Origin of the sequence: Erythrobacter insulae (genome assembly GCF_007004095.1) — a bacterium.
Lineage (GTDB): Bacteria > Pseudomonadota > Alphaproteobacteria > Sphingomonadales > Sphingomonadaceae > Erythrobacter > Erythrobacter insulae.
On sequence record NZ_VHJK01000002.1, the window covers coordinates 222,409 to 242,982 of the forward strand.

The 20,574-nt window shown below is 55.8% G+C and carries 23 protein-coding genes and 1 tRNA gene; 6 read left to right on the forward strand and 18 right to left on the reverse strand.

Annotation, left to right across the window (positions count from 1 at the left end; translation table 11 throughout):
• Positions 1-82: 82 nt before the first annotated feature.
• Both ahcY and FGU71_RS13650 read right to left on the reverse strand, forming a co-directional pair.
• Complete coding sequence (ahcY, locus tag FGU71_RS13645; protein ID WP_142789323.1) at positions 83-1,501, reverse strand: adenosylhomocysteinase; 1,419 nt, start codon at positions 1,499-1,501, stop codon at positions 83-85.
• Positions 1,502-1,610: 109 nt separating this feature from the next.
• A complete protein-coding gene (locus tag FGU71_RS13650) occupies positions 1,611-2,258 on the reverse strand; it encodes a hypothetical protein (RefSeq protein WP_142789324.1) in 648 nt (215 codons plus the stop codon).
• A 229-nt stretch (positions 2,259-2,487) separates the two neighbouring features.
• On the opposite strand from FGU71_RS13650, the gene FGU71_RS13655 reads away from it, so the two are divergent.
• A complete protein-coding gene (locus FGU71_RS13655; RefSeq protein ID WP_142789325.1) occupies positions 2,488-2,967 on the forward strand; it encodes a peroxiredoxin in 480 nt (159 codons plus the stop codon).
• Between the two features lie 87 nt (positions 2,968-3,054).
• On the opposite strand, the gene folE is transcribed toward FGU71_RS13655, so the two are convergent.
• On the reverse strand, positions 3,055-3,678 hold the full coding sequence (folE, locus tag FGU71_RS13660) for a GTP cyclohydrolase I FolE (protein ID WP_142789326.1): 624 nt from the start codon (positions 3,676-3,678) through the stop codon (positions 3,055-3,057).
• Between the two features lie 171 nt (positions 3,679-3,849).
• On the opposite strand from folE, the gene FGU71_RS13665 reads away from it, so the two are divergent.
• Positions 3,850-4,260, forward strand: coding sequence for a metallopeptidase family protein (locus FGU71_RS13665; RefSeq protein WP_142789327.1), 411 nt, complete (start codon positions 3,850-3,852; stop codon positions 4,258-4,260).
• A gap of 67 nt (positions 4,261-4,327) precedes the next feature.
• On the opposite strand, the gene FGU71_RS13670 is transcribed toward FGU71_RS13665, so the two are convergent.
• Positions 4,328-4,404: transfer RNA gene (locus tag FGU71_RS13670), tRNA-Arg, on the reverse strand.
• A 71-nt stretch (positions 4,405-4,475) separates the two neighbouring features.
• Complete coding sequence (locus FGU71_RS13675) at positions 4,476-4,886, reverse strand: (deoxy)nucleoside triphosphate pyrophosphohydrolase (protein WP_142789328.1); 411 nt, start codon at positions 4,884-4,886, stop codon at positions 4,476-4,478.
• A 96-nt stretch (positions 4,887-4,982) separates the two neighbouring features.
• Here FGU71_RS13675 and FGU71_RS13680 point away from each other — a divergent pair, with 96 nt between their 5' ends.
• Both FGU71_RS13680 and FGU71_RS13685 read left to right on the forward strand, forming a co-directional pair.
• The gene (locus FGU71_RS13680) at positions 4,983-5,165 is read left to right on the forward strand and encodes a Flp family type IVb pilin (RefSeq protein WP_142789329.1); all 183 of its coding nucleotides are present in this window, start codon (positions 4,983-4,985) and stop codon (positions 5,163-5,165) included.
• A gap of 129 nt (positions 5,166-5,294) precedes the next feature.
• Positions 5,295-5,459 carry a Flp family type IVb pilin gene (locus FGU71_RS13685; protein WP_142789330.1) on the forward strand — a complete coding sequence of 55 codons (165 nt, stop codon included), beginning with the start codon at positions 5,295-5,297 and terminating at the stop codon, positions 5,457-5,459.
• Between the two features lie 103 nt (positions 5,460-5,562).
• Here FGU71_RS13685 and FGU71_RS13690 read toward each other — a convergent pair whose 3' ends face one another.
• From FGU71_RS13690 to FGU71_RS13710, 5 genes are all read right to left on the reverse strand, one after another.
• Complete coding sequence (locus FGU71_RS13690) at positions 5,563-7,044, reverse strand: M48 family metalloprotease (RefSeq protein WP_142789331.1); 1,482 nt, start codon at positions 7,042-7,044, stop codon at positions 5,563-5,565.
• 136 nt (positions 7,045-7,180) lie between these two features.
• Positions 7,181-8,140, reverse strand: a complete 960-nt coding sequence (locus FGU71_RS13695) for an acetyl-CoA carboxylase carboxyltransferase subunit alpha (protein WP_142789332.1) — start codon at positions 8,138-8,140, stop codon at positions 7,181-7,183.
• An 81-nt stretch (positions 8,141-8,221) separates the two neighbouring features.
• A complete protein-coding gene (locus FGU71_RS13700) occupies positions 8,222-9,100 on the reverse strand; it encodes a tyrosine recombinase (protein WP_142789333.1) in 879 nt (292 codons plus the stop codon).
• 8 nt (positions 9,101-9,108) lie between these two features.
• On the reverse strand, positions 9,109-11,010 hold the full coding sequence (locus FGU71_RS13705; protein WP_142789334.1) for a hypothetical protein: 1,902 nt from the start codon (positions 11,008-11,010) through the stop codon (positions 9,109-9,111).
• Complete coding sequence (locus FGU71_RS13710) at positions 11,010-11,207, reverse strand: hypothetical protein (RefSeq protein WP_142789335.1); 198 nt, start codon at positions 11,205-11,207, stop codon at positions 11,010-11,012. Before FGU71_RS13710 ends, FGU71_RS13705 begins: the two co-directional genes overlap by 1 nt.
• A gap of 38 nt (positions 11,208-11,245) precedes the next feature.
• Here FGU71_RS13710 and FGU71_RS13715 point away from each other — a divergent pair, with 38 nt between their 5' ends.
• The gene (locus FGU71_RS13715) at positions 11,246-11,812 is read left to right on the forward strand and encodes a shikimate kinase (RefSeq protein ID WP_142789336.1); all 567 of its coding nucleotides are present in this window, start codon (positions 11,246-11,248) and stop codon (positions 11,810-11,812) included.
• Complete coding sequence (gene aroB, locus FGU71_RS13720) at positions 11,803-12,927, forward strand: 3-dehydroquinate synthase (RefSeq protein WP_142789337.1); 1,125 nt, start codon at positions 11,803-11,805, stop codon at positions 12,925-12,927. The genes FGU71_RS13715 and aroB overlap by 10 nt, the downstream gene beginning before the upstream one ends.
• A gap of 23 nt (positions 12,928-12,950) precedes the next feature.
• Here aroB and FGU71_RS13725 read toward each other — a convergent pair whose 3' ends face one another.
• The 8 genes from FGU71_RS13725 to bioB all read right to left on the reverse strand — a co-directional run bounded on the left by FGU71_RS13725 (position 12,951) and on the right by bioB (position 20,574).
• Complete coding sequence (locus FGU71_RS13725) at positions 12,951-13,229, reverse strand: hypothetical protein (protein WP_142789338.1); 279 nt, start codon at positions 13,227-13,229, stop codon at positions 12,951-12,953.
• Between the two features lie 219 nt (positions 13,230-13,448).
• Positions 13,449-15,503, reverse strand: coding sequence for an acetyl-CoA carboxylase biotin carboxylase subunit (locus FGU71_RS13730; protein ID WP_142789443.1), 2,055 nt, complete (start codon positions 15,501-15,503; stop codon positions 13,449-13,451).
• Between the two features lie 100 nt (positions 15,504-15,603).
• Positions 15,604-16,101, reverse strand: a complete 498-nt coding sequence (locus tag FGU71_RS13735; RefSeq protein WP_142789339.1) for a hypothetical protein — start codon at positions 16,099-16,101, stop codon at positions 15,604-15,606.
• 119 nt (positions 16,102-16,220) lie between these two features.
• Positions 16,221-16,628 carry a lysozyme inhibitor LprI family protein gene (locus FGU71_RS13740; protein ID WP_142789340.1) on the reverse strand — a complete coding sequence of 136 codons (408 nt, stop codon included), beginning with the start codon at positions 16,626-16,628 and terminating at the stop codon, positions 16,221-16,223.
• A 16-nt stretch (positions 16,629-16,644) separates the two neighbouring features.
• Positions 16,645-17,931 carry an O-acetylhomoserine aminocarboxypropyltransferase gene (locus FGU71_RS13745; protein WP_142789341.1) on the reverse strand — a complete coding sequence of 429 codons (1,287 nt, stop codon included), beginning with the start codon at positions 17,929-17,931 and terminating at the stop codon, positions 16,645-16,647.
• Positions 17,928-18,719 carry a heme-dependent oxidative N-demethylase family protein gene (locus FGU71_RS13750; RefSeq protein ID WP_142789342.1) on the reverse strand — a complete coding sequence of 264 codons (792 nt, stop codon included), beginning with the start codon at positions 18,717-18,719 and terminating at the stop codon, positions 17,928-17,930. The genes FGU71_RS13745 and FGU71_RS13750 overlap by 4 nt, the downstream gene beginning before the upstream one ends.
• Positions 18,716-19,591, reverse strand: coding sequence for an alpha/beta hydrolase (locus tag FGU71_RS13755; protein ID WP_234035795.1), 876 nt, complete (start codon positions 19,589-19,591; stop codon positions 18,716-18,718). The genes FGU71_RS13750 and FGU71_RS13755 overlap by 4 nt, the downstream gene beginning before the upstream one ends.
• Entirely contained in the window at positions 19,564-20,574 is a 1,011-nt protein-coding gene (bioB, locus tag FGU71_RS13760) for a biotin synthase BioB (protein WP_142789343.1), read from the reverse strand. The genes FGU71_RS13755 and bioB overlap by 28 nt, the downstream gene beginning before the upstream one ends.

A 20,574-nucleotide genomic window follows, 5' to 3' on the forward strand; every position in this document is an offset into this window, starting at 1 on the left:
CTGTCTGGCAAAGGAAAAGCCCCCGCAAATACGATGATTTGCGAGGGCTTCTGTAATCTTGTCGATAAACTGCGGTTCAGGCCTAGTAGCGGTAGTGATCCGGTTTGAACGGACCAGCTGCCGGAACACCGATATAATCGGCTTGCTTCTGGCTCAATTCGGTCAATTTCACGCCCAGCTTTTCGAGGTGCAGCGCGGCCACTTTCTCATCGAGATGCTTTGGCAGCACGTAAACGTCATTCTCATATTCATCCGACTTGGTGAACAATTCGATCTGAGCCAGCGTCTGGTTCGTGAAACTCGCGCTCATCACGAAACTCGGGTGGCCGGTAGCGCAACCGAGGTTCACAAGACGGCCTTTGGCAAGGATCAAGAGCGAATTGCCCTCTGGGAAGGTGACCATATCGGTGCCTTCCTTGATCTCTTTCCAGTCGTAATTGTCGAGCGCCGAGATCTGGATCTCGCTGTCGAAGTGACCGATATTGCAGACAATCGCCATGTTTTTCATGTTCTTCATGTGCTCACCGGTGATCACGTCTTCGTTGCCGGTTGCGGTCACAAAGATATCGGCGCGCTTGGTCGCTTCATCCATGGACACGACTTCAAAGCCATCCATCGCCGCCTGCAAAGCGCAGATCGGGTCAATTTCGGTTACCATAACGCGGGCACCGCCATCGCGCAGCGAAGCAGCCGAGCCTTTGCCGACATCACCATAGCCGGCGACACAAGCGACTTTACCCGCCAGCATAACGTCAGTGGCGCGGCGGATCGCATCGACCAGCGATTCCTTACAACCATAAAGGTTGTCGAACTTCGATTTGGTCACAGAATCGTTCACGTTGATCGCCGGGAAAGGCAGCTTGCCCTGTTTGGCGATCTGATAAAGGCGCATCACGCCGGTAGTGGTTTCTTCGGAGACGCCTTTGATGTTCTTGACCGTTTTGGTCAAATAGCCCGGTTTTGCCGCAACATAGGCTTTCAGAGCCTTTTGCATTTCAATTTCTTCGGCGTTTTGCGGCGCAGGCATTTCTTCGCCTGCTTCCAATCGAGCGCCCCACAGCGCAAACATAGTCGCATCACCGCCATCATCCAGAATGATGTTCGTGGTCAGATCGGGGTTCTCTTCAGTCGACCAATCGAAGATGCGGCCAACATATTCCCAATAATCAGCAAGTGTCTCGCCCTTGATTGCAAACACCGGGATGCCTTGATCCGCAATCGCGGCCGCCGCGTGATCCTGTGTCGAGAAGATATTGCAGGTTGCCCAGCGCACTTCTGCACCAAGAGCAGTCAGCGTTTCGATCAGAACAGCGGTCTGGATTGTCATGTGCAGCGAACCGGTGATGCGCGCACCCTTAAGCGGCTGCGCAGCGCCGTATTCCTCACGCAAAGCCATCAGACCCGGCATTTCTGTTTCAGCGATAGCGATCTCGTCACGGCCATATTGTGCGAGCGAGATGTCTTTAATGATATATTCTTGCGTAGGTGCGGCGGTCGCCATGAACTGTCTCCAATGGGGGTAATCTTCGTTACCGCGCCCCTAGCGATATCATGGCCTTCACGCAAATATAAAGTTTTCTTTATATCTCTATGTCCACACCGAAATCTGGTTAGCCTCGCAGCCAGATTGGTATTTTCACAGAACTGTTCTCGTCTGCTGATGCCCCGTCTGGCCTTTGCGGGATTCCTGATCCGGTAACTTGCAATTCATACTGGAGCTTCGGCGCGGATGGTACAAATGCAGACCAGGTTGCCCCTTTGGCCGATGTGTCGGCGCGCGATACATTACTTTCGAGCAGCCAGGCCGCTAAGTCTGAGAGCCGTTGCCGATCCTGGCTACGCGCAAGTTCAAATGTCGCACGTTTCAACTCGGCGCAATCGAGGCGCGGGTGTCCATCGCCATACGAATTCGCGATCGTCACTCCGATCCGGTCCAGCGCGCGGCTTGTGCTATCCTCGCCGTGAACTGCGACAAGTTTGCGGCTCAAATGATGGTGGGCTTCGGCAAGGTTCTGCGCATGGGTGCGCGCAAACATATCGTATTCTGCGCGGAAATCATGGGCGCCAGTCCGGCATCTCAGGGATGTTACCATCAACATGATATTGAGGCCGCGGATATTCTCGGCATTGGCGGCGACTGGTCCGACATGGGCACCGTCCCGTGTTTGAGCATATTCGGGTGAATGCGCATAAGTGTCCGCTGGAAATGCCACTGCAAGTCCCGCCGCAATTACAGCGAGATTTTCAAAAATACGCATATCCGCTCTCCTTCGTCACAACAGCAAGCGACACAGACGGTATGGCAAATCCGTTTATCCGATCTTCAACGCCCTCGGCAAAAGCCCCTTAACCAGACGATCTATTCGCCTAGGATTCGCTTAAGCATTGCTGCGCGCTGCCGAGCGCCTATATCGTGCGCAGAGGCGCTGGGCTTCCGGTTTCGGAACACTCTTACCCTGCGCCCGGCACACCCTAATGGAGGATGCGATGACAATTTCTGTAGGCGACAAAATTCCTGAAACGACACTGGTCAAGGCGACTGCTGAAGGCCCTCAGCAGGTTCAGACGAGCGAATATTTCGCTGGTAAAAAAGTGGCGCTTTTCTCTGTTCCGGGGGCATTCACCCCGACATGTTCAGCAAAGCATCTTCCCGGCTTCGTTGAAAAAGCCGCGGATCTCAAAGCCAAAGGCGTCGATGAAATCGTCGGCACCGCAGTGAACGATGCGTTCGTTATGGGCGCATGGAACAAAGCCGCAGGCAGCGATGACATCACAATGCTGGCAGATGGCAATGCGGATTTTGCCGAAGCGGTTGGCCTTACTATGGACGGCAGCGGATTCGGCATGGGCAAACGCGGCCAGCGTTTCTCGATGATTATCAACGATGGCGTCGTCGAACAGCTCAACGTCGAAGAAGCGGGCGATTTTAAAGTGTCTAGCGCAGAGCACATGCTCGGCCAGCTTTAGGTTCCGGCGGATTGCCAATACCAACAGCCAATACAAAAAGGGCGCCTCGATCGAGGCGCCCTTTTTCGTTTTGGACAGGTCTGATGATTAAAAGCCCATCAGGCTCATGACCTCTTTGCGGCTACGATGGTCTTCTAGGAAACAGCCCATCATCCGGCTGGTGAGCATCTCGACTTCGTGAACCTTCACGCCCCGCCCCGTCATACAGCCATGCTCGGCCTGAATGACAACGGCAACACCGCGTGGTTCCAGATTGTCCCAGATGCACTCGGCCACTTCGGCAGTCAGCCGTTCCTGCACCTGAAGCCTGTTGGCGTAGCCATGCAGCACGCGCGCGAGCTTTGAAATGCCAGTAATCTTTTTGTCTGGCAGATATGCAATATGCGCTTTGCCCTTGATCGGGGCCATGTGGTGTTCGCAATGTGAATGGAACGGAATGTCTTTCAGCAAAACAATCTCGTCGTAACCGCCCACTTCCTCGAAAATGCGAGAGAGATGGATTGCAGGATCTTCCTGATTACCAGCGCAATATTCTAACCACGCTCTGCCAACGCGTTTGGGCGTGTCGATCAACCCTTCGCGTGTGGGGTCATCGCCGGCCCATTTGATCAGCGTACGGATCGCGTCCTGCACATCTTCGGGGACATCAGGTTTTTGCAAAGGATTCTCCGGGTCAAATTCATTGTGATCATGCACGTTCATATAGTTCATGGCTAACGTCTTTCTTGGCAAGAGGCCGACCCGGTGTGCGGCCTTCCTTAAATTTCACATGATCCCACCGTTAAAAATCCCCATCGCTACAACACGTTCCCTGCAAAATTTGCATCAAACCTTGCGCCGGCATTTGCAGCGCGGTCTGGCCGACCCTATTTCAATGTGACTATGATAAGACGCTTTGCCGAATCCTTACGCTACTCTCCGGATGCCTTTGAACAGGCGGCGCAGGCAGCGGTTAACCAGCTGCCGGCCGAATTTCGCGAGAAATTGAGTAATGTCGCGCTTCGGATAGAGGAGTTTGCGACACCGGATCAGCTGGCAGCGGTGAATATACAGGATCGGTGGCATCTGACGGGACTGTATGAAGGCGTGCCGCTGACTGAGCAGTCATCCTGGGCAACCGGCACGCTGCCTCCTGTCATAAGCCTTTTCCGGCAGCCCCTATTGTTGGAGTTGCGGCAGACTGGCGTCGTGTTTGAAGAGTTGGTGCGCCACGTCGTAATTCACGAAGCGGGCCATCACTTCGGCTTTTCGGATGAGGACATGCACGCCTTGGAAGACAGCGTACCGGATTAATTCTCCCGGCATCCAATCCCCATGACGCAAGAAAAAAGCCCACCCCCCTGATGGGGATGGGCTTTCTTGGTGCGCCAGGAAGGATTCGAACCTCCGGCCGCCTGATTCGTAGTCAGGTACTCTATCCAGCTGAGCTACTGGCGCACGAGAGCTCGGTCACATAAGGGGGCTTGGTTGGCTTGGCAACCTCTGTTTGCTGCTTGCAGCGCAATTCTTTAGCTACCGGCGAACAAGCGCCCGGCCAGAACCTGATCCAGCGGCGGTTTATCCAGCTTTGCGATCTGCTGCGGCGTGTACCATTCTATTGCTCCGCCCTCCAAAGACGCAGGAATTCCGGTCCACCGGACGATTCTGTAAAGGAGTATGACAATCGGTTTTTGCCGTGCATCGCGGGCGTTATCGGCAAATCCAACAGGCTCGCAATCAACAGCATCAATCACAACGCCAAGCTCTTCACGCAGTTCTCGCACGAGTGATTCAACCGGGATTTCAGTGGGTTCAACCTTACCACCGGGAAATTCCCAAAGCCCTCCATGGTGCTTTCCAGCGGGCCTTTTATGCATCAGCCAAAGCCCATCCTCTCGCTCAAATGCTCCCGCCACCACGGGGATCCACGTAGATGTCATGTCGGATTTTTTTCCATTCTTGTGCGCGTCATCAACCTTTTCTTAAGCCCGATCCGCAATACCCCAAATCGTCAGGAACGTATTGACGGGTGAAGAATGATTTTATCGACATTTCTTAAACAGATCGGTTCGGATGAATCAGGAGCCACTGCGGTTGAATACGGCTTGATCGTGAGTCTGATCGTCATTGCAATGATCGGTGCTCTTCAGGGCGTAGCTCGGGAGACCTCTGATATGTGGAGTGATGTGCAGACCGCGCAAGAGGAAGCAAGTGGCTGACCAAATTAAGGCTTTTGAAAGGATCCGAATTAGGAAATTTTCAAGAGCTGCCCCTTAAAACCTCAAATGTCCGGATCGGCATTTCGATTTGAACAACGGGTAACGAAGACCATAACCAGGAGACTACTAATGACATTTTTCAACAAACTCGCACGTGACGAACAGGGCGCAACTGCAATTGAGTACGGCCTTATCGCTGCTCTTATCGCTGTTGCTGCAATCACTGCAATGCAGAGCCTCGGCTCGACCCTTTCGGATACTTTCTCTGAAGTACAGACCGAAATGGCTGCTTAAGTCTAACGACTTTTGACAAAAAGGAAGCGGCGGGGAATTTCCCCGCCGCTTTTCTTTTGTGCGCAGTTAATTTCGCGTGCGCCAGAATTTGAAAAGCCGCTCTTTACCGGCCTCGAACAACCAGCTTCACTTTTTGCCCTGCGCGCAAAGTGTCGTTTGATCCCAGCGCATTCAGCACGCGGAACCGTTCCACTTGGGACGAGTCGTAAGCCATCCGGCGGGCCAGCGAACTGATAGTATCGCCGCGCTGTACGGTGACGATGTCAACGCGGCGCGGAATAACGGCACTCGCTTCGCGTTGAGTGATGCGCCGCATCGACTGAAACATCGAAGAAAACGCGTTTGATTTACCAGCGGGCGTAATTGCCTGAAAATGGTACGCGCGATCATTCGCGAATTCATACGCAAATACCACGACATCCACCTGGCTGTTGCCATTGTTGACCCGCGCTGTGCCATAGGCAGCGCGAATGCCATTTACCGTGGTCCGCTGAATGTTTGACGGAGCAAGATTGCTATCTTCCCCTCCCAATTTCGTGAATTGCTGGCGAACATAGCTGTCGAGATCGCCCGCATAAGGCGCCAGCGTCAGCTGCGCTTTACCGCTTTGGCCATTCACGCTGACGGCGCGCGTGCCATTCACCATGTAAAACCCTTGCGGCGCGGTGAAGGACAGCATCAATTCTGGGTGAATAAACTGGCTTCCTTCGACAACGCCCTGTTCCGGATCATCGCCGTAAACCATCCCGTCAATCCGCGACATAAACGTATCGCGGTTGGTTACGCCGCCCGCGAGGCCCTGCGTTTTTGCCAGCGCCGTTTGAACCCGGCCCGCCGGGTCCGGGTGTGTTGATGCCCATTCGGGAACGGTTGCATCATTGCGCCCCTGCAATCTCGCATCGAGCGAATTTTGTGCAGCGAGACTGGCCAGAACCGTGCTCATCGCCTTTGGATCATAGCCCGCGCGTTGCAGATACAGTATACCAAGATCATCGGCTTCCAATTCCTGCTTACGGGAAAACTTAAGGGTACGCAGCTGTGATCCCTGCATAAATCCGCGTGAAAGCGTGTTTCCGAGAGAGCTGTCGCCAAGCAGGATTGAGCTGCCAATGGCACCCAGAACACCAAGGATCGAATTGCGCTGCGCAGCTTGCTGACGGCGCTGTGAGTGGCGCGCGGCAACATGGCCGACTTCATGACCGAGCACACCGGCAAGTTCGGCTTCGTTATTCATCAACGAAACAAGCTGACGAGTGGAATAGATATAGCCGCCCGGAATCGCGAAAGCGTTGTTCACGGGGCTGTTCAGCAGGCTCACCGTAAAGCTATCGCGCGCATTCCCGAGGCCGGAATGAACCGCGATATTCTTACCAATCTGTTGGACATAATCGGCCTGCGGACCGGTCATCGCGCCGCCGAATTCCTGCAAGAATTGCGGGTGATATTCGGCGCCCTGCTGTGCCTCTGACTGCGTGATCGGCGTAGAGGCAGACGGCACAGAACCACCGGCGCCCATGCAGCCGCTCACCGCAAGGGCCAACGGCGCAGTTCCCAAAGCAAGGATTTTACGTGAAATAATTGGCATCTTTCTCTCCTCCAGACAGGCGCCGCGCTCCACCACTCGCTGCAATCCTACTTTTTGTTAGGCATGACTATTGAGCAAGCGAGGCCGCCCGGCAACCCTTTGACCCCAAATGGTAAATGTAAATTTTTGAAGCGGTTCAACCGCCAAGCTGGAGAAAACGCTCTTCGCGGGTCCGAATTAAGGTCTCACTTGGCAAGCCGGAAAGCCCGTCCAGCTCTTCTGCCAGCGCGCCGCTCAGATTAATCGCTGTTCCCACGGGGTCACGGTGCGCACCGCCAGAAGGTTCTTTAACGATCCGATCAATCACGTTGAGCCGTTTCAGGTGCTGCGCTGTAACCTTCATGGCTTGCGCAGCTTCGGATGCTTTTTCCGATGTTCGCCAGAGAATAGAGGCGCAACCTTCAGGGGAAATCACCGAATAAACAGAATGTTCTAACATCAGGACCCGTTCCGCACTGGCAAGAGCAACCGCGCCGCCTGAACCGCCCTCGCCCACGATTACCGACACCATCGGTACGGGCAAAGCCAGGCAAGCCTCCGTCGAACGGGCGATCGCCTCGGCTTGGCCGCGCTCTTCTGCTTCGATTCCCGGAAATGCCCCAGAGGTATCCACCAAAGTCACCACTGGTAGGCCGAACCGTCCAGCCATCTCCATCAAACGAATCGCTTTGCGGTAGCCTTCGGGTTTGCCCATGCCGAAATTGTGCTTAATCCGGCTTTGCGTATCGTTGCCTTTTTCATGGCCGATCAGCATGACGCGTCTGCCTTGCCCATCTGGACCTTTCAGCTTGGCAAAGCCGCCCATGATCGCGAGATCATCTCCGAAAAGCCGGTCCCCGCCCAGCGGCATGAACTCTTCAAAAGCATGCGCGACATAGTCTTTGAAATGCGGTCGTTCTGGATGCCGCGCGACCTGAGTCTTTTGCCACGGCGTCAGCGAGGAATAGGTGCTGGCCAGCAGATCGGCGCTTTTAATCTCAAGGCGCTCGATCTCACTGGAAATATCAACCTCGTCGCTCTGGCTGGCAGCGCGCAATTCGGCGATACGCTCTTCTAGCTGTGCGACGGGTTTCTCAAATTCGAGATAGGAAGTCATGCCTATCCCGCTAATCCTATCGATCGTGCGTAGCAAGGGCCAAGCCGCGTTGCACCGCGTTTACCCGCCTTTACCAGCCTTTTACCCGCGATGGGCAAGCGGGTGACGCGCATTGACCAGCTCAACCAATCGCGCTGCATCAACGTGGGTGTATATCTGGGTTGTGGCGATATCGGCATGTCCCAGCAAAGTCTGCAAGACGCGTAAATCTGCCCCACCTTCAAGCAGATGCGTGGCGAATGCGTGGCGCAGAACATGCGGACTGATTCCGGTTGGATCCAGATCGGCGCGCGCTGCGAGCTCTTTGAGCATTTGGAAAAGACGCACCCGGCTAAGATGTTTGCCGCCTCGCGAGGGAAACAAAAAACGCGAGTTAGGCTCGCCTGGCCTGACCTTGATCCAATCTTGCAACGCCTGACGCGCTCTTTCGCTGACCGGAACCATGCGGGCAACACCGCCCTTACCCATGACAGTAATTAGCGGCGCATCGCGCGGAACCGCGCTGATTGGCAACGAAACAAGCTCGGTCGCACGCAGGCCCGAACCATATAACATTTCGAGCAGCGTCAGTTGACGGATGCTTGCCGGCTTACCGCTCTGCGCCTCAAATTCCGCGCGCTTCATCAAGGTTTCGACCTGATCATGCGACAGGACTTTGGGCAGAGGGCGATTTGTGCGGGGATTCGGCAGCGCACCGGACGGATCATCATCACGCCAACCTTCATCGACCGCAAAACCGAAAAATTGCCGCAACGCCGATGCTTTACGCGCCACTGTTGACGGAGCGAGCGAGCTCCATTGCCCTGCTAATTTGGCGATTTGCATGCGAGATGCTTTCGCCAGATCGCCGATCAACTCCTCGGCTCCGGTCAAGTCCCGGGAATAGGCGGAAAGTGTATTCGCTGCTGCCCCGCGCTCTGCTGCCAGCATATCGAGAAAGGCACGGATCGCCGGAGACACTGCCGCATTCAGGCCCGTGCAACCGCCTCTGCGGCGATCATACGCGCTTCGGCTTCCAAGCCAACACGCCTTAGCGCCGAGACGATGTGGTAAAGGTGCAGAGGGGTCATTTGTTGCCAATCCTCGCCTTGCATCCCCAGCCCGGCGAGCATCGAAACCAGAGCGCGATTCTCAACCTCGGCAGCCCTTTCGATAGTGCGGGTCCAGCGGGTCTGGCGTCTTAGATCAATATCAAGAGCCCCCTCCATCGCCTCTCTTTCAGCGGCTCCGATCCGGTCTAGCCCGGCAAGACCAGCGACAAGAAATGCGGATGCAAGCGCGCCTTTGCTGTCATCATTATCGGTAAAGGTGTCGATCGCATCCACAGGTGCCATTCCGGCGCCATCGGTTCCGACGGACAGCAATGCCCAGCCCAGACTACCCTCTGCAATCATACCGCGCCACGCAGCCGCGTCACGATCAAGCCCTGCCGACAGCATCGAAGCGATAAGACCGCTCGAATACCCGGCGAAATCTTCGGACGGTGCGATGCGCGCTGCGGCGTAGGCTGTGGTGACAAGGCCGGCATAATCCCGCGTTTCACCCCAGATCTGCTGCATCGCACTAATTCTTTGCTGTGCATTGCCACCGATATAGGCTTGGCGCAGCGCCTCTGCCTTTTCTGCAGCATCGCCGCCGACCGCGTTATCGGCATAAATCTGGCTGTATAGATCGACCATGGCACTGGCAGAGAAAATACCGCTTTGTGCCGCGCGTTGGGCCCATGGCTCGCGCTGACCAAGCGGTATCATCGGCGCTGAAGCCGCCGACTCGGCATAATAAACGCCATTTGGTCCATTCAGGGCATTATCGAGCAAGCCCTGAGGGATCGGTTCGCCGACCGCATTGGCCATCGCAAACCGCCACGGGTTCAAATCCTCAATTTCATCCCATTCGATCTCTACCGCTCTCCGCCCGCGCCCGGCGGCCCCGGCATATCTTTGCGCAAGCAACAGATCGATCACTGGAGCAATGTCATTCTCGATCCCGCGGTCAATCTGCGACGCAGCAAGCGCGCCTTCGCCAGCATAGGCGTTGCAAATTGCCTGCATCATGACCCATTGCGGATCATCGCGCACCGATCCTTGGAGACGCACAGCCGGGCATGCGCCATTGAAATCGTTAGATGCGATATATGCGGTAACCGCCTGACTCGTCAGCTCCGTATTCCAGTTACCAGTATCGACATCCTGCACGAGCGCTCTTGCGATCGTGAATTCGCCCATCCGGTTAAGCACGCCCGCACGCAAGGCTGCGAACTCCACCGGGTTCATTCCTTCTGGCGCGGTCAGGCGGCTCGCCAAGGCTCTCCGCATCAAAATATGACCCCAGCGCGAGACTAAGGGTTTCTGCGTCCCTGCGAGGACTGCCCGTACAAGCTCAGCTGGCTGCTTGCCCAGTGAATTGATCGCCATGCCGCCTTCTTCTGGCGCCAAAAGACCAACTTGCGAAAGAGAGCGGCGCGCTGCGGGTGGAATATCGAATTTGGGCTTTAGCCCTAAACGCTCGTCCAGCTCGTCGGGTGTCAAAGCCTCCAATTCTTCCAAACTGGGAAGGCGGCCCATTTCTTCGCCGGAAAGCGTGGGAACCGGCGGCAAGTCGGCGGGATTGGGCGCCGTTGGCAGTGGTCCGCTGGGTGGTAGGGGAGCCGCACCGCTCGGCGCTGGTGCAGCAGAGGGTGCCGCGGTTGGGCGCGCAGTGGGCCTGGCGGTCGGAATTGGAGTTGGTGCCGGTGCCGGATCATCGAATCCCGGCGGCAGCAAGGATTCGGGCGCTTCCTGCGCGACCGCAAGGCCACTGGCCAACATACCGCCCGCGGCCCCTGAAAAACCGAGTACAGCCGCGCTCGCCAGCCAATAAAATCGCCGCATCAGTCGCTCTCCGTAGCCACACCGGGCAAAGTCACCGCTTGAACAATCGGGCGGATCGGTTCTTCACCGCCATCAATATATGCCAGCGTCAATATTCCGACTAGCCCCGCAAATGTAAACAAAGGCCAGCGCGTGCGCCATGACCGCTCCGGCTTACCGTTTTTTTGCGCAAGATGTGTGTGGTTTGTCTTTGACATGTTGCGCGCGCTTTACCCCATCTATAGGCCAAGCCGCAATGACTGCTGATGTCTCTTTAAACGATCAGGAAATTGCCCGCATCGCTGCACGGATTGACAGGCCAGTGGTGCTCGTCGGTTTGATGGGCGCGGGCAAATCCACTGTGGGGCGCAAGCTGGCAAGCATGCTTGACCGCGATTTCATTGATGCCGATGATGCGATCGAGAACGCGGCACAGCGGAAAATCTCTGAAATTTTTGAAGAATTTGGCGAAGCCTATTTCCGCGATGGTGAACGCCGCGTCATCGCGCGTCTGATCGAAGAAAACAGCGGGGTGATTGCAACGGGTGGCGGCGCTTTTATTGATCCCGAAACGCGCACCCTCATCCTGGATAGCGCAATCGCAGTTTGGATCGATTGCGATTTGGACACTCTCGTCGAGCGGACATCCCGGCGCAATCACCGGCCTTTGTTAAAGACAGGTGACCCGCGCGAAATTCTGGGTAAACTGCTGAACGAGCGGGAGGAATTCTATTCTCAGGCGCAGATTCGCATAAAAAGCGTCAATGGCCCGCATACAGAAACAGCCAAGACGATTATCGGGGCAATTGACCAATGGATGTGATTTCAGTCGCGCTGGCCGGACGCAGCTATGACGTGACGATCGAGCGCGGACTGCTGAACAGTTTTGATGCCCATGCACGGCCGTTTCTGGAACCGTACAGCAGCAGCAACCGCAAAGTCCCTTTTGTAGCTGATACCAACACGCATAAAATCTTCGAGCAAGCGATCGCGAAAAGTCTTTCATCTGCAGGCTTGGAGGCGGACTGGTTTGTGGTCGAGCCCGGCGAAGGGGCCAAAAGTTGGGCCATCCTTGAAAAACTTACCGATTGGCTGCTCAACCTTGGCGTTACCCGATCGGATCATGTTTTTGCGCTCGGCGGCGGCGTCGTCGGCGATCTCACCGGCTTTGCCTGCGCAATTGCAAAGCGGGGCTGTGGTTTTGTGCAAATACCGACCACCTTGTTGGCCCAAGTGGACAGTTCAGTCGGCGGCAAAACGGCGATCAACACAAAGGCAGGCAAAAATCTGATCGGTGCGTTTCATCAACCGGCGGCTGTTTTCATCGATCCAATGGTGCTCGACACTTTGCCTGATCGGGAAATGCGGGCCGGATATGCCGAAGTTATCAAGTACGGGTTGTTAGGCGATGCGGCCTTTTTTGCATGGCTGGAGGCGAATGGCACCGATGTTGTGGCTCGCGAACCCACCGCGCTTACCCATGCGATTGGGACGAGCATTCGCGCAAAGGCACGCATTGTTGCCGAAGACGAGCGTGAAACCACGGGCGTGCGTGCTCTTCTGAATCTGGGCCACACTTTTGGTCATGCGTTGGAAGCTGAGACAGGTTTTTCAGACCGCTTGCTCCATGGCGAAGCAGTCGCAATCGGCATGGCTCTGGCAGGGCATTATTCTGTGCGGCGCGGTCAAATGTCGGGCGCTGATGCGGCGCGCGCTGCAAAGCTGATCGCCGAATCGGGACTGCCCGCCGACATGGGTTCATTGGGCATTACATGTTCGGGAGAAAAGCTTGTCGATCATATGCGCCATGACAAAAAGATGGAAAGCGGAACGCTGCCTTTCCTTCTGTTAAAAGGCATTGGCCAAGCGTATTTGGCACGTGATGTCAAAATGGACGATATCGCGGCGTTTCTGGATCAAGAATTGCGCTCTTCCTGATCAGAACGAGCGGAACAGGTGGCTTAAACGGCTGGCCTGCTCGGGAGCTTGGCAACTTTGGCTCCCAAATCGGTGACGGAGCCACCATTCGCCGAGACATCTACGATCATTTCGTCATGCTCTGCAAACAGACGTTCCAAATCGCTGCGACGCTCCAAAAGCGTATGCGCAATCCCCGGTGCGAGGCTCTCACCATCTCCAATTTGTCCTAACAGAGCAGCGAGATCGCTTTCTGTTGCTTCGCGGGCCGTTTTGAAAAAATGGCCCTTGCGGTCAAAATAACCGGTGCCTTTCTTAGCCATAATCAATTTCCTCCAAAATCCGATCCACCACATGAGCGATGAGTCGCAGCTGGATTTTCCCCAAAACAAAACGAATTGGCGAGTCATCTCATGTAAAAATGCGCGATGGACACAATTTTGGCGGTTGCATACAACGAATTGGAAACAAATGCGCAGCGACAATAAGGCTTTATTTCAAGCAGATGAACATTTGTGATTCAGGCCATCGGAAGTCGCGGGTCATTCCAGCTCAAGTATGACCGCGTCCACCGCAAGACTGTCGCCTTCCTCGGCATTGATCTGTGCGACCGTGCCTTCCTTTTCGGCGCGGAGAATATTCTCCATCTTCATCGCTTCAACAGTCGCAAGCGGTTGCCCCGGCTGCACCTCTTCACCGGCACTGACATGCAGCTTAACCAGCATACCCGGCATCGGACAGATGAGCATTTTTGAAAGATCAGGCGGCACCTTTTCAATCATCAGGCTTTCATGTTCAGACAGCCGCAGCGGCACAACAAGCGCGCGATGCGATGCGCCGCGCGTGGTGATGATCCAGTGATTGCCGCTGCGCTCAACGATCAGGCCGTATCGCTCACCGCCTTCGCCATCGGGCGATGTTGTTGCAATCGCCTCCTTCATACCTGGAAGCCAATTGCAATTGCCATCCACACGCTCGCCATCAACAACCGCGTGCCCTTCTCCCAGCACAACTTCATGACGGGTATCGCCCAGTTTCACGAGCCATTCGCTGGGCACATCCGGCATTCCATCAAGCTGCCCTGAAATGCGTTGGGCGCGCGCCTGCCAAGTGAATTCGTTGCCGGCACAAATTGCCGCGAGCATCCGCCGAAAATCATCGCTGACCGCAGCGCCAGTAAAGCCTTCTGGATACTCCTCGGCGATGAACCCGGTCGTCAGTTCGCCTGCGCGAAACCGCGGGTGCTGCATGATCGCACTCAGGAAATCGACATTATGGCCTAGCCCCTTGATGCGGAAACTATCCAAGGCTTCGATCTGCAGATCTGCTGCTTCTTCTCGTGTCGGCGCCCATGTAATCAGCTTTGCGATCATCGGATCGTAAAACATCGACACTTCGCCGCCTTCGAACACGCCATCATCGACACGCACGCTGCCCGCACCATGCTCGACACCGCGGCGCATTTTGCCCTGAACTTCGCGATCCTCGGTCCACCCTGGAACGGGAGGTGAGTATTCAACCAAGCGACCGGTTGAGGGCAAAAACCCACGGTAAGGGTCTTCGGCATAAACGCGGTTTTCGATCGACCAGCCATCAATGCCGATATCATCCTGCGTCATTGGCAATGCTTCACCAGCGGCGACACGGATCATTTGCTCTACCAGATCAACGCCCGTAATCGCCTCGGTCACAGGATGTTCAACCTGAAGCCGCGTGTTCATTTCCAGGAAGAAAAAGCTCTCGCCAGTCGGATCGGCACCGCTGACGATCAATTCGACGGTGCCTGCTGAATGATAATCGACTGCTTTGGACAAGGCGACGCATTGTTCACCCATCGCTTTGCGCATTTTCGGCGTGACAAACGGCGACGGCGCTTCTTCTACAACCTTTTGATGCCGCCGCTGAATCGAACATTCGCGCTCATTCAGATACAGCACATTGCCGTGTTTATCGCCAAGGATCTGGATTTCGATGTGGCGCGGATTTTCGATGAATTTTTCGATGAATACCCGGTCATCGCCAAATGAATTGAGCCCTTCTCGCTTGGTCGCTTCGAACCCTTCGCGCACGTCTTTTTCAGACCAAGCCAGTCGCATGCCCTTGCCCCCGCCACCGGCGGAAGCCTTCATCATTACAGGGTATCCGATGCCGTTCGAAATTTCGACTGCATGATCGGTATCACGGATTTCGCCGACAAAACCGGGCACCACGTTCACACCTGCGGCTTTGGCGAGTTTTTTGGATTCAATCTTGTCGCCCATCGCCGCAATTGCGCCTGCGGGCGGTCCGATAAAGGCGATGTTTTCTGCTTCAAGAGCCTCAACAAAGCTGGCACGTTCGGACAGAAAGCCATAGCCGGGATGCACAGCTTCGGCGCCGGTTTCCTTGCATGCCGCAATGATTTTTTCCGGGATCAGATAGCTTTCCGCTGCCGGAGCCGGGCCGATACACACCGCCTCATCCGCCATTTTAACAAACGGCGCACGGGCATCCGCATCAGAATAGACCGCAACAGTAGCGATCCCCATTCTCTTGGCGGTGGTGATTACACGGCAGGCGATTTCGCCGCGATTGGCAATCAGGATTTTGGAAAACAAACGGACCTCCGACTGTGGCATTTGCGTAAGACGCCTATGCCGTGGTCGAAGGCCCGTATCAAGAGAACCCGATCGGGCTCTCAATTAGAGTGCCCGGTTATTACAGGTCGATGTGGCCGATTTCTTCTTTCTCGTCCGCAACTAAGCTCTGGTACTTTTGCCAATATTCCTCGGCTTTTTCCTCGCTTCCCATACGCTCGATCAATCCTGCCCACCATTTCTGGCCGTTGGGATTACTCTCCCAACCCATCTGAGCGATGCCGCCCGGCATTTTTCTGACGAGCATCGTGTGCCACTCGCCTGAATTCATGTGAAAGAACATCGGCATCTCCAAGCCAGCTTTCGCTGCGATTTCCTTGAAAACCTCCTGCATTGCGCGAGCTTCGCCAACCTTGCCGGCGTGATACCGCACATAGTTGATTTCATACCAGTCGAGGTTGGCAAGTTTCGGCGCGTCCGCTTCCTTGTGGCCATCAGCCAATGCCGGTGTAGCAGCAAGCGGCATAGCGAACGCCGCCGCAATCATAAGTGTCTTACGCATTATTTTCCCCCTAAAAAATGCGACCCAATGTAATCGACCGTTTCCGGCCAATTTCATCAGCGTAGCCGCGTAATTTCGGGTGGCAAATTACAGACTTGTATGTATTCGCCACTACCGGCCAAAGCCGCTGTAAAGCCTCACCATATTTATTCCTGAGGGCGTCTCTGACCAGCCGTTCAGGGGCCGCGTTCGGCCAATTCCTTCAATTGCTCGGTTCGCAAAATCGTAAGTCCGGTTTTGCAAGTGGAAACCAGCAAGGGCTCAAGACTGCCTCCACGCGCATAATACCCGTCAAGCCGGCAATGGGCATCGCGATAGCGCAGCCATGCGCGCTGCGATTCCAGCAGTGTCGTGAAGTGACCCGGCCGGCGATCCCAATCGGGCTTCCAGCCTTCATCACGCTCTTTCATTCTGGCGCTCGTAACTGCCCATTGCGCATTGAGCGCGGCATCGGCCTCGCGATATTCAGCCGCGGCGCAAATGTTCATTTCCTGCTGGATGCCTTGATCGGACGCCTCTTGATCGCATTCAGGCTGACCGGCTGGGCCGGACTGAAGCAGAAGCACAAGGGCAGTGATCATCATTTGCAGTGCGTGCCCGTTACTCTGCAAATCCTTGCGCGAGATCAGCCTTGATATCCTCGATATGCTCAATGCCCACTGATACGCGGATCACATCGGGGCCCGCGCCTGCGGCAATCAATTCCTCTTCATCCAACTGGCTATGCGTAGTCGAAGCGGGATGGATAATCAGCGAGCGCGTATCACCGATATTCGCAAGATGGCTGAACAATTTCACATTTGAAACCAGCTTCACACCGGCCTCGTAACCCCCTTTCAAACCAAAGGTGAAAACTGCGCCGCCTTTACCGCCGAGATATTTCTGCGCGTGTGGGTAATAAGGATTGTCGGGAAGCCCTGCATAACTGACCCATGCGACAGCTTCCTGCTCCGTTAGCCATTCAGCCAAAGCCTTTGCGTTTGCGCAATGGCGCTCCATCCGCAGATGCAGCGTTTCCATTCCTGTCAGCGCCAGAAAGGCGTTCATCGGTGCCATTGAAGGACCAAGATCGCGCAGGCCCAGAACACGGCAGGCAATGATAAATGCAATCGGACCAACTGGCTCAAGCGCATCGACCAGCACCGCACCATGATAGGAGCCGTTCGGTTTGGTAAGCGATGGATATTTGTCGCCTTGAGCTTTCCAATCGAAATTACCGCTATCGACCAGCACGCCGCCAATCGCATTGCCATGCCCATTCAGGAATTTGGTCGTCGAATGAACGACGATATCCGCACCATGTTCAATCGGTCGGCACAGCGCGGGACTGGCCATGGTGTTATCAACCATGAGGGGCACTCCGCCAGCATGAGCGACATCGGCAATCGCCGAAATATCGCTAACCACACCGCCGGGATTGGCGAGGCTTTCGATAAAGACGCAGCGCGTCTTATCATCCATCGCCGCGCGAACATTTTCGGGATTATCGGCATCCACAAAGCGGGTTTCCCACCCGAATTTCTTGAACGCTTCGCCAAGCTGGTTGAGCGATCCGCCATACAGTTTTTTTGCCGCGACAATGTTGCAGCCCGGCTCCATCAATGTGTGGAACGCCAGAAACTGCGCGGCATGGCCAGACGCAACGCCGAGGGCTCCAACACCGCCTTCGAGCGCGGCGACTTTCTTTTCCAGCGCATCATTGGTTGGGTTCATGATCCGCGAGTAAATGTTGCCAAATTCCGCCAGCGAAAACAGGTTTGCCGCGTGCTCCGGGCTATCAAAAACATACGAGGAGGTTTGGTAGATCGGCGTAATTCGCGCATTGGTTGTCGGATCAGGCTCGCACCCGGCATGAACGGTCAGGGTTTCGGGACGAAGGTCGCTCATTCTGGAATCCTCTCACAATAATTCTTTAGCTGAGATGCATAGTGCAGCGCGCCGCGGCGGTCACCCTCGCCCGTGACAAGCGTTTCTATCGCGTCGTTCAGCATGGCTTTATTGGGCCGCGACAATTCACCAAGCGGCGCGACATAGATGCCAATGGTGAACAATATCGCGCCAGTCTTTGGCAGCCGGCGAAGCGCTTGCCGCTCCGACCGAACAAAAAGTGTCTCGCCCGCATTGTCGGCCGTGACATGTGAAAACGCAGAATCCGCCGATCCATTAGCCAGCCATCGCCGCGCGCCAGTCGGAGCAATGAACCAATTGCAGCGGCCGTAAATCGCGCCCGGTTTCAACGTTTCCATGAAACGATCAACTCCTGTGGCAAGCTGCGCTTCATAACCCGCAATAGGCGCATGAAGCGCGCGCAAAGGCAGTCCGATTTTGTCGCTGGGGTACCAGTCTGAAGGCCACGCAACGGCCGCCCCGATAAGGCGATAGACATCCTCGCCCGCGCGCCGGGTCAGCAGACACATATCCTCGTGGGACGCCAGCGCAGCCTCGCGCAGGCCTCCGTTGATGCCCAACATCGCGGCAAGTTCGCGCCCTGACGCTTCGGCTTCGGTGGTTAGCTGAATACCCTGCGGCCAATCGGCGAAACCCGATGTCCGCGCCTCGAGATCTGGTGCTGGTTGAAGCCATTCTTCTTCGGACAATCGTACAAGGCCCATCCGTAACTGGCCGCCTCCGCGCGCTTTCGGAAGAAGTTCGTCGACGGAAAACCCAAGGCTCATTGATCGCTGGATTGTCCAGACCGTTCACACCTTAAGCCCAGACCATATTCGCTCAGCCATTCAACATTTGTCGGCAGAAGATATTGCAGGGCTTCGGGCAGAAGCCCGTGCAGGCTGTTGGCATGAACCAGATCATTCCTGCGGTCTGAAAAGCAGAAATCCTGATTTCCATCCATCGCTTCGATAAGCGTCATAACCCCTTCCTCGGTCGCGCCCCCCTCGTCTGCAAGCGACACAAATAGCGGCGGCAAACCGTTTACATTGCCGTCAATCTGGCGGGCGAGTTGTTGATCACTCCACTGCATACTGGGGGAAATCGCCCCGTAGCCATCGAACAGGCTGGATGCGTTCATCCACGTCTCGACCACAAAATGACCAGCGGCGCTTTCTCCGACTAGAATATCGGTTCCGTTTGTCCGGTATTTCTGCTGGATCAGGGGTTGAAGGGTCGATGACAGCCAGAGCCGGAACGCCTCGCTTTCGCCAGCGCTCGGATATTGCTCCCGCTCTGCGGGATCTGACGTTGGGATGAGCAATTCGCGTTGGCGGTCCTTTGTCTGGACACCGACTATGATCGCCTGCTGGCTGCGCTCCCACAGCCCGTTCCAGCTATTTAACCCGGTTACCAGCATCAGGTCCTGATTCATGCCGCCATCGAGCATATATATGACGGGCCACGCCTTGTCGGTTGCCGTGTGATAATCCGCCGGGAGAATGACGTTGATCTGCCGCTTTTCATCAAGCGCGGTCAGCGTGATCGTTTCGCCGATAATCAGCGGAGTGGATTCGGGCGCCGCTTGAGCCGGTGCCAGAATCGCAAATATGCTGGCGAAAATCGCGGCAATCATTGCGCTGCCTCTACGGCTTTGCATGCTCGGGCCGGTTCTTCTTGCTGAAGCGCTGTCAGGCCCAATTTGGCAAACAACGCCCCGTCGCTGTCATCCCCGGCATTCGGCGCTGTCAGCAACTTGTCGCCAGTGAAGATCGAATTCGCACCGGCGAGGAAACACAACGCCTGCGTTGCCTCACTCATGCTCTCCCGCCCGGCGCTCAGCCGCACCATGCTCATCGGCATGGTGATCCGCGCAACTGCAACCGTGCGGACAAATTCAATATCGTCGATCTTCGCCAGCGGCGTATCGGCCAGCATGTCGCCCAGCACAGTACCCTTTACCGGGACCAGCGCATTGACCGGCACGCTTTCAGGATGCGTGTCCAAAGTCGCAAGAGTGTGCACAAAACCAACGCGGTCCTCACGCGTTTCGCCCATACCCACGATGCCGCCGCTGCATACATTGATGCCCGAATTGCGCACATGATCCAGCGTGTCGAGGCGCGACTGAAAATCGCGGGTCGAGATTACCCGTTCATAATATTCCGGGCTGCTGTCGATATTGTGGTTGTAATAATCAAGGCCCGCTTCGGCCAGCATTTCGGCCTGGTGGGGCTCCAACATGCCCAGTGTCATGCAGGTCTCCAGACCCATCGCGCGAACGCCCTTCACGATCTCGACAATCGCAGGCATGTCTCTGTCCTTGGGATTGCGCCACGCCGCGCCCATGCAAAAGCGCTGACTGCCTGCATCCTTGGCCTGAGCCGCAGATTGCAGCACGGCGCGCACGTCCATCAGCTTGGTCGCCTCGACACCGCTGTCAGCCTTCACCGATTGTGAGCAGTAGCCGCAATCCTCCGGGCAGCCTCCGGTCTTAATGGAGAGCAAAGTGCACAGTTGGACTTGCTCAGGCGGATGGTTCTCGCGGTGGACCGATGCGGCCTGAAACAGCAGCTCGGTGAAAGGGAGGTTAAACAGCCCAGCGATTTCTTCGCGGGTCCAGTCGGTGCGGATTTGGGTCAT